At 43.0% G+C, this 13,880-nt stretch carries 16 protein-coding genes; 1 reads left to right on the top strand and 15 read right to left on the bottom strand.

Going from position 1 to position 13,880, the window contains the following annotated elements; translation table 11 throughout:
- The 14 genes from Q0191_RS05890 to Q0191_RS05825 all read right to left on the bottom strand — a co-directional run.
- Positions 1-743: ABC transporter ATP-binding protein (locus Q0191_RS05890; protein ID WP_297664693.1), on the bottom strand; the 743-nt coding region annotated here is incomplete at its 3' end.
- Between the two features lie 527 nt (positions 744-1,270).
- Positions 1,271-1,402: a hypothetical protein gene (locus Q0191_RS05885; RefSeq protein ID WP_005590956.1), complete on the bottom strand. Its 132-nt coding sequence runs from the start codon at positions 1,400-1,402 to the stop codon at positions 1,271-1,273.
- A gap of 195 nt (positions 1,403-1,597) precedes the next feature.
- A complete protein-coding gene (locus tag Q0191_RS05880) occupies positions 1,598-1,945 on the bottom strand; it encodes a class Ib ribonucleoside-diphosphate reductase assembly flavoprotein NrdI (protein ID WP_125382193.1) in 348 nt (115 codons plus the stop codon).
- A gap of 9 nt (positions 1,946-1,954) precedes the next feature.
- Positions 1,955-2,302: a hypothetical protein gene (locus Q0191_RS05875; RefSeq protein WP_367170196.1), complete on the bottom strand. Its 348-nt coding sequence runs from the start codon at positions 2,300-2,302 to the stop codon at positions 1,955-1,957.
- Positions 2,303-2,464: 162 nt separating this feature from the next.
- Positions 2,465-3,031 carry a TetR/AcrR family transcriptional regulator gene (locus Q0191_RS05870; protein ID WP_297664686.1) on the bottom strand — a complete coding sequence of 189 codons (567 nt, stop codon included), beginning with the start codon at positions 3,029-3,031 and terminating at the stop codon, positions 2,465-2,467.
- A gap of 184 nt (positions 3,032-3,215) precedes the next feature.
- Positions 3,216-3,617: a DUF3021 domain-containing protein gene (locus Q0191_RS05865; RefSeq protein WP_297664684.1), complete on the bottom strand. Its 402-nt coding sequence runs from the start codon at positions 3,615-3,617 to the stop codon at positions 3,216-3,218.
- A gap of 10 nt (positions 3,618-3,627) precedes the next feature.
- Complete coding sequence (locus Q0191_RS05860; protein ID WP_297664682.1) at positions 3,628-4,083, bottom strand: LytTR family DNA-binding domain-containing protein; 456 nt, start codon at positions 4,081-4,083, stop codon at positions 3,628-3,630.
- Between the two features lie 20 nt (positions 4,084-4,103).
- Complete coding sequence (locus tag Q0191_RS05855) at positions 4,104-4,967, bottom strand: ABC transporter permease (protein ID WP_297664680.1); 864 nt, start codon at positions 4,965-4,967, stop codon at positions 4,104-4,106.
- Positions 4,968-5,834: an ABC transporter ATP-binding protein gene (locus Q0191_RS05850; protein WP_297664678.1), complete on the bottom strand. Its 867-nt coding sequence runs from the start codon at positions 5,832-5,834 to the stop codon at positions 4,968-4,970. It abuts the gene before it with no gap.
- A gap of 149 nt (positions 5,835-5,983) precedes the next feature.
- Positions 5,984-7,984 (bottom strand): ABC transporter permease, encoded by a 2,001-nt coding sequence (locus Q0191_RS05845; RefSeq protein WP_297664676.1) that lies wholly within the window; start codon positions 7,982-7,984, stop codon positions 5,984-5,986.
- Entirely contained in the window at positions 7,965-8,744 is a 780-nt protein-coding gene (locus Q0191_RS05840; protein WP_125382176.1) for an ABC transporter ATP-binding protein, read from the bottom strand. Before Q0191_RS05840 ends, Q0191_RS05845 begins: the two co-directional genes overlap by 20 nt.
- A gap of 83 nt (positions 8,745-8,827) precedes the next feature.
- Positions 8,828-9,586 (bottom strand): TraX family protein, encoded by a 759-nt coding sequence (locus tag Q0191_RS05835; RefSeq protein ID WP_297664672.1) that lies wholly within the window; start codon positions 9,584-9,586, stop codon positions 8,828-8,830.
- Between the two features lie 111 nt (positions 9,587-9,697).
- Positions 9,698-10,678 carry a sensor histidine kinase gene (locus Q0191_RS05830; RefSeq protein ID WP_297664670.1) on the bottom strand — a complete coding sequence of 327 codons (981 nt, stop codon included), beginning with the start codon at positions 10,676-10,678 and terminating at the stop codon, positions 9,698-9,700.
- Positions 10,662-11,348, bottom strand: coding sequence for a response regulator transcription factor (locus tag Q0191_RS05825; protein ID WP_297664668.1), 687 nt, complete (start codon positions 11,346-11,348; stop codon positions 10,662-10,664). Before Q0191_RS05825 ends, Q0191_RS05830 begins: the two co-directional genes overlap by 17 nt.
- A 218-nt stretch (positions 11,349-11,566) precedes the next feature.
- On the opposite strand from Q0191_RS05825, the gene Q0191_RS05820 reads away from it, so the two are divergent.
- Positions 11,567-12,769, top strand: coding sequence for a DUF2974 domain-containing protein (locus tag Q0191_RS05820; RefSeq protein ID WP_297664666.1), 1,203 nt, complete (start codon positions 11,567-11,569; stop codon positions 12,767-12,769).
- Positions 12,770-13,036: 267 nt separating this feature from the next.
- Here the strand turns inward: Q0191_RS05820 and Q0191_RS05815 are convergent, their stop codons facing one another.
- Positions 13,037-13,432 carry a DUF805 domain-containing protein gene (locus Q0191_RS05815; protein WP_297664664.1) on the bottom strand — a complete coding sequence of 132 codons (396 nt, stop codon included), beginning with the start codon at positions 13,430-13,432 and terminating at the stop codon, positions 13,037-13,039.
- Between the last annotated feature and the right edge of the window lie 448 nt (positions 13,433-13,880).

Here is a 13,880-nt window from a genome sequence, read left to right as displayed (position 1 = left end):
GCCATAACTGTCAGAGTATCGGAAATCTCTTGGAACATCTGCCGCTCGGTCTTGTTGCCACGGAAGATTTGATTGTAGAGAATCCCGTCCTTGATAAAGAGCACCCGCTTGGCCCGACTGGCTGCCGAGGTCGAGTGAGTTACCATGAGAATGGTTTGACCGCGGTCGTTGATGTCATCAAAGACATCCAGGAGAGCAGCCGAAGACTTGGAATCCAAGGCTCCTGTCGGCTCATCCGCCAGTAAAATCTCAGGCTCTGTGATGATAGCGCGAGCAACTGCCACCCGCTGCTTCTGACCACCGGAAATTTCATAAGGAAACTTCTCTTGAAGTTTGTTAATTCCCAGCTCATTACAGGTGGTGACCAGCTTTTGCATCATCTCGGTAATAGGACGACGAGAAAGGACCAGAGGTAGGAGGATATTATCCTTGACCGACAGGGTATCCAGCAGGTTGAAGTCCTGAAAGACAAAGCCTAATTTCTCCCGACGGAAGCTGGAAGCCTGGCTGTTTTTGATGGTTGCCGTGTCAGTTCCGTTGAGAAAGACGCGGCCCTCAGTTGGCTTGTCCAGCATGGCTAGGATGTTGAGCAGGGTGGATTTCCCAGAGCCTGACTCCCCCATGATGGCGACATATTCACCTTTTTCTACCGTAAAGTGAATGTCTTTCAAGGCCTCTACTTGGCTACCCTGAAAGCGAGTCTTATAAATCTTTTTCACGTGTTGTACATCTAATAATGTCATACTTGAACCTCTTTTTTTATTTATGTGTAAAATGGTTATTTAACTTAGCTTCCAATGCTTTATTAGCTGGCTCTGCTCCAAGATTACCTGAGCCACTGCCTCCTACTGAAAGCAAACTAAAAACGATACTATTATCATACCGAAAAGCCCGATAAGTTTCCATAAGCTAATCTTTCATTTTGGACTCGAATCTTACATTTTTGTCACTTAGCGTTTTTCCAGTTATGGAAAAACCTGATGTTCATTAGAGGGAAAGGGCTGTATGATTTGGGTTACTTTCCCAGTTTGCCTCCCTAAACTTTCAGTTCTATTTGAGCAAAAAGGTGGTGGGACTGGGGAAAAAGGCCTAGCCTCTCAATTGTCTTTAGATTGTTGAGCAAGACGCAGTGGTTGAGTTGGCTCTACTACGCTGCTTTCATCAGCTTTTACAGCCCTATTCAACTGTGCGGGGGTGGGACGACGAAATCGAATTCTAAGCAATTACCGATTTCTGTCCCACTCTCCAGCCCCTTCACTGCATCTGCTTCTTAATGACTATATTGTAACCAGAAATAATACTGGCTTGATGCACAGCCCAGTCTAGTTTTTTCGATTTCTTCCTTAGAAATCTTTTGCGCCATTTGCGTTTTTTGTTTATGGTTGAAGAGATTTGTTTTCATAGTGGGCCTCCTTTTATTTGGATATTATTTGTGATTTGTTTTTCCTTACACCTATATGATATAAAATTCCACGTCCCACTACCATCGAATAACCTTTCATTTTAAACTTTAAACTTACATTTTTGTCATCTTAAAAAGGATGAGTCATTATCACCCATCCTTTTCCCATATATTTATCATATAAATCATCCGCTCTTAGAGTTTAGCCAGGTATTCCTGTACAAGTTTGATGTCTTCTTCCTTGCCACCTCGGTCAATATCGCAGATATGCGGCAGCCCATATTTTTCGATAATCAAAGCTGTCGCCCCACAGAAGGTCCGTCCATGCTTCACCGAATCTCCATTATTGACAAAACCCTTAATCAAGCTTGAATGTTTCTTAATAAAGCGCTTAGTGGACCAGGGAATTTTCCCAGCCCCAGCATTTCGCGTGATCAGAATACAAGGCTCTTCCAACTTTTCCTTGATACTTTGTGTCGGATAGCCCAGCGATTCTGCAAATTGCTTCCCAACACCCGTTACTGAATCATAAACTATAATCATTTTTTCCTCCTACTTTCTCAACAAAAGCACTGCCAGAAAAGCAGCAAAGCCTACAACCACTACATCCGATATCAGTTGTAAGAGAATTGCCAAATCAGGCATACTGTGAATATAGAGCAAGATACTGATCGCCGTCAAGGCCAAGACCACCAGCTTGACAGCTACTGCTACACCTGGCATCACAAGCAATCCAACCAAGATACAAATAAGACCACCAATCAGAAAAGACTGAAATCCCAAACTTAGGTCAAAGCCAAATTCCACCCCGCCATAACCAAGGGTCAAAAAACCAATCGCAACTAGGCAAACTCCCAAAATAGTCCTTCCACTCAATAGATTTCCACCTTGTTTCATCATCATTTTCCTCACTTTCTATTTGAATGAATGTTATGTACTATTCATTCAAGCATTGTCTCTAATTTAATTAATCCATCACTCTATATCACACAAATCCACCTCCTTATCTAAATGAATATTCTTATAAATTCATTCACATCATCTTCCAAGAAAAGGAAATTCTTATTTAGAAAAAACTCCCTTTAAAAAATATTTCACCAAGGTCTCGATACTCTCAAAATAGCCTGGAAAATCCTGCTCTGTCACATGCATGTCAATGTAGTAGATCAAATCATAAGCCTTCATGATTTGGGCGACTTCCTCCTGTGAAAAGCCCTTCTCCTGCAAACGCTGGCTGAAAGTCCGAATCAGAAACTGGTGAAAGGCATTGGCCGCGCGGCCAGCATCCTGATTATAGTAGTCGTGCAAGATCTGAGAAATGCCCGGCTTGGTCCACTCAGCCAAAATTTTATTAGGCGAAATCAACTCAAAAGTGACGGCAAAAAGCTGTTCTACGACTGCCTCTGGCTCACCCTGCCAATCCACGCGCTGCATGGTTTCCTCACGTATGCGGTTATTCTCAGCTACATAAACCTCTAAAAAAATAGCTTCCTTGGACTCATAGTACTTATAAAAGGAGCCAACAGCCATGCGGGCACGCTTGGTAATATCTGAAATATTCGTCTTTTTATAGCCCTTCTCAGCAAACACCTGCCTAGCCTCAGCCAATAATTCAGCTTTTTTGTCCATGATCTTCTCCTTTTATGAATGAATCAAATTTTATATTCATTCAAATTATACCACTTTAAAAATCTTTGTCAAGAAAAGCGGAAATCGTACTTTGGAAGGAAGACGGCAGTTTGATATAATAGCTCCTTTGTTAAACAAAAAAACAAACAAGTTCTTGATAAAACTTGCTTGCATCTTGGATACATTAGTGTTTTCTACGATTTTTCAAGGCCTCGTTGATTTTCTTGGTTTTGATCATCGAATCAACGGAGATAAGAAACCAAACCAAGAGGTAAATCAAAACAAAGTTTAGCCAGAAGAACCAGCCGAAAAGCATGGTCCCCCAGCCGTTGCAGATCACAGCTAGACAAACGATGGTCGCTGTCACTACAAAGTGGCAGAAAATTAGGAAAGGAAATGGAAAGCGATCTGTCGCATCAAAGATATAGCTTGCTACTCCAATCAAGGCGCTGACAAGGAGGACACTGAGAATAGAGCTAGGAGTCAACAAAAATGTTTTTCCTGAGAACAGGCCTACCAGCAGAAAGACCAAGCTACCTGTTCTCAGACCATCCTGCATGCCGATCAGAATTTTTTTAAAGGTCATTATTTTCCTCCTAAATTCCCAAATAGTCCATAAGCAGCTTGACATAACGGCGGCTGACATCGGTTTTGAGCTGATTGGTCAGCTTAGCAGTCATATTACCCGAAAAGCTATCCGACAAGGATTCCAGATGATCGATGTTAATGACTGCGTGGCGAGATACCTGGATAAAATTGCGACTATTGAGACGATTTTGAAAGCGAGTCAGCGTTTCTGTCGTTGTGTAAACGCCCTCAGTACTGTAAATCATAAGGGTTGTCTGATTGATATCGGCTAAGATAATATCCTCTGTCTTGAGCATGACCAACTTATCGTCCGACTTAATAGGCAGGACGCCACTTGGACCAACCTTGAAGTTTTCCAGATAGTCTAGGACGACCTTGGCCTCGCCAGCCAGCTGATCCGCTTTCACGACGACCAGCGGGTCTTGGGAAGAAATCTGAGCATCTTCTTCAAATCTTGTCTGCAAACCTAGGCCTCCTACTTTCTTTACTTGAAGCTCATCCGTCGATTCAGCAGCCAATTTTGACCTAGCCAGAACAGGGCTGCTACCGTGAGCACTACTCCAACTATATAGTATGTTTCTTGGCTTGTCAAGAGTTTTTGCCATTCGATACGGATACCTAGGAGCTTCTCAAATTCTTGCTGGAGCTGACTCTGGTCCGCAAAAACTTCAGTCAGAGAATCCTTCATCAGGACCTGTCTGAAAAGGGAAGTCATGTAGGTTGAGGGAGTCAGTTTCATGAGATTTTGGGCAAGGCTAGGCAGAGTCCCAATCGGAATATAGGTCCCTACTAGAAAACCAGAGGCCGCACCGATGACCGTCGCATATTGCCCTAAGGAATTTACCGATTTGAAATAAGGAACAACTAGCGCATTGAGGAGACTAGCCAGCAAGCTATTGAGTAGCATGAGGCAGACCAGCTGAGGAAGCAGCGCCCACTCAAAGGAAATCTTGTCTGCTAGAATAAAGTAGGTCAGCATGACAGCAAACATGAAGACCTGCATGACAAAACCAATCACAAGGGCACTGATTAAGTAGCTAAACCGCAAGCCCCATTGCCCCAAATCTGTGATAAAGAGGTCAGCGGTCACCTTTCTTTCTTGGTCTTCGGTCTGTTGTGAAAAAGCTGATAGGGTGGTTGTCAAGGCGGTGACCGCCAGCGTTCCGCTAATCAACCAAAAGTCGAGCAGTTCCGCCGCATGGCTACTGTCTGACCAAGAGCCTTTCATGTTGTTCTTTAGGAAAACCAGATATAAAACAAAGGGAATAATGGCGCCAAAGAGAGATAGGATCATCCCACTATGATTGCGAAAATAGAGTAAAAAATTTCGTTTGATCAACATTAACATTTAACGTACCTCTCTTCCTGTCAGAGCCATAAAGGCATCATCCATCGTTCCTGCTTGAAATTCAAATTGTTCAATATAGGAGCCAAGCTGGCTCAGCAACATCAGCGCTTCTTGGGTCGTCTCTGGATAAAAGAAAAACTCATTCTCCTTGCCTTGCTCCCATTCGCAGCTAGTCGACAAAACAGCCTTCAAGCCCTCTGAATCTGGGGTCAGAATCCGCAAAACATTGCGGGCATAGCGCTCCTTGATCTGGTCAGCAGAGCCTTGCGCAATGACTTGGCCATGGTCTACGATATAAATCTTATCCGCATCATCAGCTTCATTGAGATAGTGAGTGGTCAAAACTACAGTCATCTTTTCCTTCTGTTGCAAGTCTTTGAGCAGCTTCCAGATGCTTTCTCTAGTCTGGATATCCAAGCCTGTCGTCGGCTCATCCAGAAAAAGTAGGTCGGGACTATTGAGCAGGGCTCGGGCAATGTCTACCCGACGCTTTTGTCCACCAGAAAGCGTCCCGTAGCGTTGTTTAGCAAAACTAGTCAGCCCCAGTTGCTCGATCAATTGCTCAATCTTACCAGTTTCCACCTGCTTGTACTGCTTGGCACGGATTCGCAGATTTTCAACTACTGTCAAATTGGCATCTAGCACACTATTTTGAAAGACTACGCCCAGCTTGGTTTGTTCTGCATAAATGATTTGTCCTGATGTCGGCTGCAAAAGTCCAATCAACATCTGAATCGTTGTCGACTTGCCCGCTCCATTAGGACCCAGAATTGCTGTAAAACTACCTGCCTCAATTTCTAAATTCAGACCGTTAACTGCTACCTTGTCTCCATAAACTTTGGTAAGATTTTTTACTTGGACTAACATGATCTTTTCTCCTGTCCTTAACTTCTGAGACTATGATAGCAAGTCTTTTTTGAAAAATCTCGGCTTTTTGGACAAGCGGTAAAATGAGGGAGATGAGAGGTAAAAATCCAGACACCAAAAAATCCCCGACCAAGGGTCAGGGAAACTTATTAGCGAGCGACAATCTTGCGGTAACTGCGAGAAGTTAGTAAGAATACTAAAATATAGGTCAGGAGGAAGACGCCGCAAGTTACAAGTGTTGTCTGGATTAAAAGAGGAAGATTGGTCACACCCAATAGGGCAACTATCAAACGCAGCATATGAAAGACTGCTGCTATATGTAGAAAAGCAAAGATGAGAGGTAGGAAGAAAACAGTCAAAATCTGCTTGCGAATGGTACTTCTAGTCTGCTTTTCATCTAAACCAACTTTTTGTAAGATAATAAAGCCATCGCGGTCTTCATAGCCTTCAGAGATTTGCTTGTAGTAAATCACAAGAACAGCTCCTAGAAGGAAGATAACAGAGAGGAAAACACCGATGAAGAGCAAGGTTCCAGTAAGTTCCTGATAGCTCTTTTCTGCGCTATGACGGTCACTGGCCATTGCGTAGCTACCATCTTGGGCCTGTTCTTGATCCAAAGTATCTCTCAACGCCAGCTGGACTTGCTCGACAAACTTTTTACTGCCTTTAGTATCTGAAGCAACTCCAATGTAGTAATAGTGTGCAACATTTAGCCCAACTTCTTTACTATCATTGACAACCATATAGATGCCCTGCTCCATGGCAACGTCGTTTGGATTAGGGATTTCCCCATGTGTGAAATTCGATGGTAAAATCTGCTTAATCTTCCAATCCTTGCCATTTACTCGGAGTGGCTTGTCCTTATTTAAGGAAACATTTTTTCCATAGACAAGAGTTTCATCATCTGCCAAGTCTATCTTTTTCCCTGTCATTTTTTCATAATCCTGACGATTGATGACCGTAATCGTGCCAGCAGACTTGGTCAAGATACTTGGATCCGAATCCAGCTCGCTTTGCATTGGAACTGTCATATCATTACCAGCTAATTTCATGATGAAGGCTGATTGATAGAGATAGGTAGTATAGCTTGGCTTCTTCAGCCCTGTTTCCTGAGCGACTTGCTGGACCTTGTCCAACAGAGCTTCCGTCTGATCAGTTGATGTCGGCAGGACGACGCTAACATTGTAATCCTTTGGATGCAAGGTGGTAATATAATCCTGACCTCCAACATAGATATTGATTGTACCAACCAGAGTCACGAGGAGCATGGTGGACAAGATGGAAATAGTTGCCAATCCTGCTGCATTTTTACGCATCCGTGAGATAAGATTGGAAACAGAAATGAAATTTTGGGTCTTATAATAGTAGCTTTTTCTCTTTTTGAGAAATTGCAAGAGTGTAATCGAACCTGCATTAAAAAGAAGATAAGTTGCTAGGATAACCATAATCACGGCTATAAAGAAATTACCGATAGCAGCGACAGGTTTGGTAACGGTCAAAGCCATATAATAAGCCACACCCATGAGCAGGAGCCCCAGCAAGGTTTGCACCCAAAGGAAGCGTCCCTTCTTCTCGCCTGCTTTCTTTTCTTTCATTAGGTTAAGAGAACTATAGCGTAGAAGGCGGGTAGAGTTGAGCAACAAAATCACCGCAAAAGCGACACCTAGACTGACTAGAGTCATCCAAACATTCTGCCATTGGAAGGTCGAGGCAAGAACGGCCGGCATTCCCATCAATTTCAAAAGAACGGCGTAGAGCATCTTATCTAAAGCTAGACCAGACAAGATACCTAGACCAACTGTAGCTAGATAAAAGACACAGAGTTCAAAGAAGGTCATAAGCAGCAGGTGACGCTTTTCCATCCCCAACACACTATAAACACCGAGCTCCCGCGAACGGTTCTTCATGACAAAGCTATTGGCATAGGTGATAAGGATGAGGACGGCAATCTGAATGACCTGGATACCAAATTGCAAGGTCATGCGAGCTGCTGTACCACCATAAGAGGTCTCCATATTTGGACTGTGAGCCAGTGAGATAAAACTATACAAAATCGCTGTTGCCAGTACCGTCGCCAAGGCAAATGGATAATACAAACTGCGATTTTTGATCAGATTTGATAAAGCCAGTTTACTCGTTAGTTTGAACATAGTTGCCCACCTCACTTGCCATAACTGTCAGAGTATCAGAAATCTCTTGGAACATCTGCCGCTCGGTCTTGTTGCCGCGGAAAATTTGATTGTAAAGAATCCCGTCCTTGATAAAAAGTACCCGTTTAGCGCGACTAGCCGCTGAAGTCGAGTGGGTCACCATGAGAATGGTTTGGCCGCGGTCGTTGATATCGTCAAAGACATCTAGGAGAGCAGCCGAAGACTTAGAATCCAAGGCTCCTGTTGGCTCATCCGCCAGTAAAATCTCAGGCTCAGTGATAATAGCGCGAGCAACTGCCACCCGCTGCTTCTGACCACCAGAAATTTCATAAGGAAACTTCTCTTGTAGCTTGTTAATCCCCAACTCATTGCAGGTGGCAACCAGCTTTTGCATCATCTCGGTAATAGGACGGCGAGAAAGCACCAAAGGCAAGAGGATATTATCCTTGACCGACAGGGTATCCAGCAGATTGAAATCTTGAAAGACAAAGCCTAATTTCTCTCGGCGGAAGCTGGATGCTTGGCTATTCTTGATGGTAGCCGTGTCAGTTCCATTGAGAAAGACGCGGCCCTCAGTCGGCTTGTCCAGCATGGCTAGGATGTTGAGCAGGGTGGATTTCCCAGAGCCTGACTCCCCCATGATGGCGACATATTCACCTTTTTCTACCGTAAAGTGAATGTCTTTCAAGGCCTCTACTTGGCTACCCTGAAAGCGAGTCTTATAAATCTTTTTCACGTGTTGTACATCTAATAAGGTCATCATGATCTCCTTTTCTATAATTCCATTTTAATACAGAAACAGCTTTATTTCCATATTTTACTAATTTTTAAATGCCAATATTTTTATATCTGTACCAGATAAGCAATTAGTGCGATAATCCAGAGATGGGCTGGGTAAAAGACATAGAAGAAATACTTGCCCCACTTACCATTATAGCCTCGCTCGCCATTGTAGAGATGGAGGAAGGGCAAGACGGTAATAAAGGCCCAGTCTGAATTGTAGAGCATCATCGAAAGGGTCGCTCCCATGGTTGGGTAAATTTCAATGCTTAGGCAAAAGAGCAGAAAAGCCAAGACCATGTAAGAAAGAGTTCTAAGAGCAGGCTGATTGCGGAAGATATAGCTAAGCAGCATCAAAGGAATAATGGTCATGCCGCCTTCTGTCAAAAAAACTCCTGCCAAACCAATTAAGACTGCCGCTCCAATCCGCAAATAGCGTTTCTCATCCATAATCTCTTCACTATTTTTGGAGAGACCAAATACAAGATTGAGCACCAGAACGCCACAGGCTAAGCTGAGAAAGATATTATTCTCAAGATGAATCCCCTTGCTATGAAAGAGCATGGTCAAGATGGTATTGCCCAGCTGCATAATAGCCGCCCAGATAAACAAGCGTGCATTGTAGGCCAAGCGGTTGCGCGTATGCAGAAAGCCTTCTACTGCGCTAAAAGCAAACCAAGCAGCTACACAGCGGGTCAGCAGGTGAAAAATCCCGTCCCAGCCCGTCGGCAAAAGCCCTGGAATCTTACCAATATGATCAAAAACCATTAAAAAGGCCATGAAAAGCTTGAGTTGGAAAGCATTCAATTCTCTTGTTTTCATTTCATATCTCCTTGTCTTCTTTATACATCTATCTTACAAAAAAAGAAAGGTCGGTACCATAACCTAACCTTTCAATTTCACTGGCCAACCTTACAAATTTGTAAGAATGCCTTATTCAAATATCATCTTCTTCTCTGAAAAGCTAATCATGACAGTTGTTCCCTGGCCGACCTGCGAAGCGATACTAATCTGATGCCCCAGCTCATCTGCGATTTTCTTGGACAGATAAAGTCCCAAGCCAGACGATTGCTGGGTCAAACGACCATTATAGCCCGAAAAACCTCGCTCGAAAACCCGCAGCAAATCCGCATCCTGAATGCCCAAACCGCTGTCTTTGATATAAAGCGTATCCTCCTGAAAATAAATTTCAATCCCGCCTTGACTGGTGTATTTCAGACTATTTGACAGCACTTGCTCCAAAATAACGACAAACCACTTTTTATCTGTGATGATGGTTCGGTCCAGATCATGCAGATTGAGGCTCAAGCCCTTTTGGATAAAGAAAATCGCATACTTCTTGACAATCTCCTTGACCAAGTCTTCAACATTTTCCTTTTTCAAGACCAAATCCTCGTGGAAACTCTCCAGACGGAGATACTGCAAGACGATATTGACATAGGACTCGATCTTAAAGAGCTCTTGCTCCAGCTGGTTCTTGACCTTCTTGTCCTCAATCTCTCCGACCAGCAATGAACTAGCTGCAATAGGCGTCTTAATCTGATGAGCCCAGAGCGTATAATAGTCCATCAGGTCATTTAGCTTCTCCCTCTCCTCAATCGCACGGTTCTTCTTATCCATTTCCAACAGAGCCAGTTTCTCAAAAATGAGAGCCTCTAAGGCTGTCTGAGGCCGACCTGAGGCATAAAAGAGCTGGTTACGATATTCCTTATAGGCACTAGCTAGATCCATTCCCAAGAAAAAGCTAGCGAGGAGAAAGGCTAAGAGCAGCTGATACTCTAGCAGACTGCGCCCATCCTCGAAAATAAAGGCAAACATCCCCATAATTGAAAATACAATCAGTAAGAGTAACAAGATGAAGCGACGGGAATACAGATGATGCTTCAAAAAGAAAAATTTATCCTGCATGTCCATTGGTTAAACCGTACCCTATCCCTTTTTTCGTCTCAATGAAATGCTTCAGACCGTGCTCCTCCAACTTCTTGCGCAGGCGGGCAACATTGACGGACAAGGTATTGTCATCAATAAAGAAATCGCTGTTCCAGAGCTCCTTCATCAAGTCATCACGCGCCACGATGCTACCAGAATGCTCAAAGAGCACCCGCAAAATCTGAAATTCATTCTTAGTCAGCGTTACAAGCTCGCCCCCATAAACCAAATCCATGGATTTAAGATTTAAAATCACACCCTGATATTCCAAAAGGCTTTGATCCGTCCCAAACTCATACGAACGTCGCAGCAGGCCTTGAACCTTGGCCAGAAAGACGTTATTGTCAAAAGGCTTGGTCACATAGTCATCTGCGCCCATATTAATGGCCATGACGATATCCATAGACTGGTCACGCGAAGACAGAAACATAATCGGCACCGTCGAAATCTTCCGAATTTCCTGGCACCAATGGTAGCCGTTAAAGAGGGGCAGACCAATATCCATCAGCACCAGTTGGGGCTCCTCCTTGACAAAGGTCGTCAAAACCTGCATGAAGTCTTCAATCGCCACAACCTGATAGCCCCATTGCTCCAGCATTTTTTTGATCATTTGACGGATGACCGCATCATCCTCGACCAGTAAAATCTTGTGCATTCCATTTCCTCACTCATTTTTCTTACTGCTATTATATCAAATTCTCCTTCAAATCACAGAGACTTTTTTAGTTTGAGACTCAGCTTATTTTCAGAAATTTTCAAGAAATGAGGTAAGAAACTGACAAATCATTCAAACTTCTATTGCTGCTCTCTTTGCTTCTGACAACCTGCCCCACTTATGCTATACTGGAAGAAGATAGAATATTGGAGATAAATATGGGAATAATTTTTGATTACCTAGACCAAGTAGCTTACGATAGTATCTACGAGACCCCCTTTAATGAACTGGATATGCTGATGCTGACGGAAATAACTTATCTGCCTTTTGACCAGATTGTATCTGATCAGATGTCCCCTGATTGTACTTGCCGCTTGTTTGAAGCTGCTGAAAAGGTGCCTCAGGATTTATCCATGTTGGTGACTAAAAATCGGCTGAAACTTTTAGAAAAAGCAGCCAGCTCCACCCGCTTTAAAAATATCAAACTCATGGGCTATGTCAATGACATTGACCCGGATGTTCAAAAGCAGTTTGCAGCTATGATTTTCAAAATCAAGCCCGATAGCTATATCCTGACCTTCCGCGGAACCGATGATTCCATTATCGGCTGGAAAGAGGACTTCCACATGACCTATATGGATCAGGTCCCAGCTCAAAAAACGGCGGTCAATTATCTGCGAAAAGCAATGGATGCTCTGCCTGGTCAATTCATCCTGACGGGCCACTCAAAAGGAGGCAATCTAGCATCCTACGCTGCTAGTCAGATCGAGCCAGAATATCAAGAGCGAATTCAGAGCATTTACAGCTATGATGCACCTGGACTGAATCACTCGGTCATCACCAGTCAAGGCTACCAGACTATTTCAGACAAGATAAAGCGCTACATTCCGCAGGGCTCTATCGTCGGAATGATGCTCGAAACGCCCAAGCATGCTCAGATTGTCAAAAGTACAGCTATCGGCGGTCTGGCCCAGCACGATACCTTCTCTTGGCAGATTGCTGACCAGACTTTTGTCCTGCTGGACAACCTCAATCCAGACAGCCTTCAAGTAGATAAAACTCTGAAAAACTGGGTAGATAGCGTTTCTGATGAGGAACTAAAAGACTTTTTCGACCTCTTTTTCGGCCTCATCCTGGATGCTGGTATCAGCTCCATCAATGACCTCACCAAGCTGGAAAATTTCAACAAAATCCTTGCTGTTTTTGAAAATGCCAACGCCCTCACAGATGAGGAGCGGGATATGCTGACGCGCCTCGCCAAACTACTGGTAGACATGCGCTACCAGTCTTGGAAAGACGACATCAATCTGCTGAAGCCTAGCAAACTTGTCCAAGAGGTCAAGGAAAATCTATCCGAATTGACTAAGAATCTTCCTTTCACAAGCAATGACCCAGCTCAAACAGATGAACACAATGAGTAATAAGCTATAAATACAGCACTTGGCAACTCTCTAATATAAAAGAAAAACACTCCTGTCAAAATCTAGAAAACTAGACTCAGGAGTGTTTTATTCTAACAAATAGGTTAATTTTCTAAAATTGGAAGCAGCATGTAGTATGATGGAGCAAGCTGAGCTCTCAACAAAGAGAAAACAGAAATCAACTATCAAACACCATCGTACGAGAAAAACAGTTGATGCAAGTAGCATAATGACTAAGCATACTATTTTTCTTGCTTAATCATTAAATTACTGCGTTTCTCGGTCGGTTTTAACATCTAATTCTACAATATTATTGCTTGGAAAAGCTAACAAAACAAGGAGTGCAATTGAGCCTACCCAAGGAATAAAAGTGATAAAAATCAGAGCCCAGTGAAAACCAGCATCTCGTAGACGACGAATGGTTAGAGCTAAGCCAGGCAAGAAAAAGATGACTAACCAAATGATACCAAAATTAGTCAAGGAATTTACTGTTTCAATTGCCTCAATACTGTTTGGATTAGATACTACAGTTGAGTAAATTATCATGTACAAAAAAACAGCAAGAATAAAATTGGTTAGGTAAATCCACCAGTACTCAGAACGTGTAGAGCGACCAGAAAAATCCCAATAGCCTTTGACAAAATTTTTATAAGCATTAATCATAAAACAAACCTCTTTACTTTTTTATCAGTTTATCATATCTAACACATTTTTACAAGATTTTCAGAAAAAAACTTTCTTCTATAAAGAAATACCATGTACCTTAATCCACATCAACTGAGGAAAGCTACTCTAACAAATTCTTCTTTTCCCTTAGTATAAGACAGGTAGTAATGCTATTTCATAATCTTGAACCATGAATTTCCAGAAGGTTAGGGCCCCCTTCTCTTCCTCTATTTTCTACCAATCGTCTCATTCGATCAAAAGAACCCCCAGCAAAATAAGCTTGCTGGGGGCTTTATATTAGATGAGATTAACACGAATGTTAGCAATTGAAATAATAGGCTGCAAATTCTCTACCCAATCAAACTTCCATTTGGCACTTTTTCGTCCACAGTAAGGAGAGTCAGTTGGTCGCCGTGCTCGGCTGATAGAATCATACCTTGGCTGA

Source organism: uncultured Streptococcus sp. (assembly GCF_938036805.1).
In the GTDB taxonomy this organism is placed as follows: Bacteria; Bacillota; Bacilli; order Lactobacillales; family Streptococcaceae; genus Streptococcus.
The sequence above is the reverse complement of the archived record's forward strand: the minus strand, read 5'-3'. Positions and strand labels throughout refer to the sequence as shown.

What these genes read in the sequence shown, in the direction of transcription:
- Q0191_RS05870 (WP_297664686.1), bottom strand. Translation starts at nt 3,031, where the DNA reads ATGGACAAAAAAGCTGAATTATTGGCTGAGGCTAGGCAGGTGTTTGCT.
- Q0191_RS05840 (WP_125382176.1), bottom strand. Translation starts at nt 8,744, where the DNA reads ATGACCTTATTAGATGTACAACACGTGAAAAAGATTTATAAGACTCGC.
- Q0191_RS05820 (WP_297664666.1), top strand. Translation starts at nt 11,567, where the DNA reads ATGGGAATAATTTTTGATTACCTAGACCAAGTAGCTTACGATAGTATC.
- Q0191_RS05850 (WP_297664678.1), bottom strand. Translation starts at nt 5,834, where the DNA reads ATGTTAGTCCAAGTAAAAAATCTTACCAAAGTTTATGGAGACAAGGTA.
- Q0191_RS05815 (WP_297664664.1), bottom strand. Translation starts at nt 13,432, where the DNA reads ATGATTAATGCTTATAAAAATTTTGTCAAAGGCTATTGGGATTTTTCT.
- Q0191_RS05875 (WP_367170196.1), bottom strand. Translation starts at nt 2,302, where the DNA reads ATGATGAAACAAGGTGGAAATCTATTGAGTGGAAGGACTATTTTGGGA.
- Q0191_RS05835 (WP_297664672.1), bottom strand. Translation starts at nt 9,586, where the DNA reads ATGAAAACAAGAGAATTGAATGCTTTCCAACTCAAGCTTTTCATGGCC.
- Q0191_RS05830 (WP_297664670.1), bottom strand. Translation starts at nt 10,678, where the DNA reads ATGGACATGCAGGATAAATTTTTCTTTTTGAAGCATCATCTGTATTCC.
- Q0191_RS05865 (WP_297664684.1), bottom strand. Translation starts at nt 3,617, where the DNA reads ATGACCTTTAAAAAAATTCTGATCGGCATGCAGGATGGTCTGAGAACA.
- Q0191_RS05825 (WP_297664668.1), bottom strand. Translation starts at nt 11,348, where the DNA reads ATGCACAAGATTTTACTGGTCGAGGATGATGCGGTCATCCGTCAAATG.
- Q0191_RS05845 (WP_297664676.1), bottom strand. Translation starts at nt 7,984, where the DNA reads ATGTTCAAACTAACGAGTAAACTGGCTTTATCAAATCTGATCAAAAAT.
- Q0191_RS05880 (WP_125382193.1), bottom strand. Translation starts at nt 1,945, where the DNA reads ATGATTATAGTTTATGATTCAGTAACGGGTGTTGGGAAGCAATTTGCA.
- Q0191_RS05885 (WP_005590956.1), bottom strand. Translation starts at nt 1,402, where the DNA reads ATGAAAACAAATCTCTTCAACCATAAACAAAAAACGCAAATGGCGCAA.
- Q0191_RS05855 (WP_297664680.1), bottom strand. Translation starts at nt 4,967, where the DNA reads ATGTTAATGTTGATCAAACGAAATTTTTTACTCTATTTTCGCAATCAT.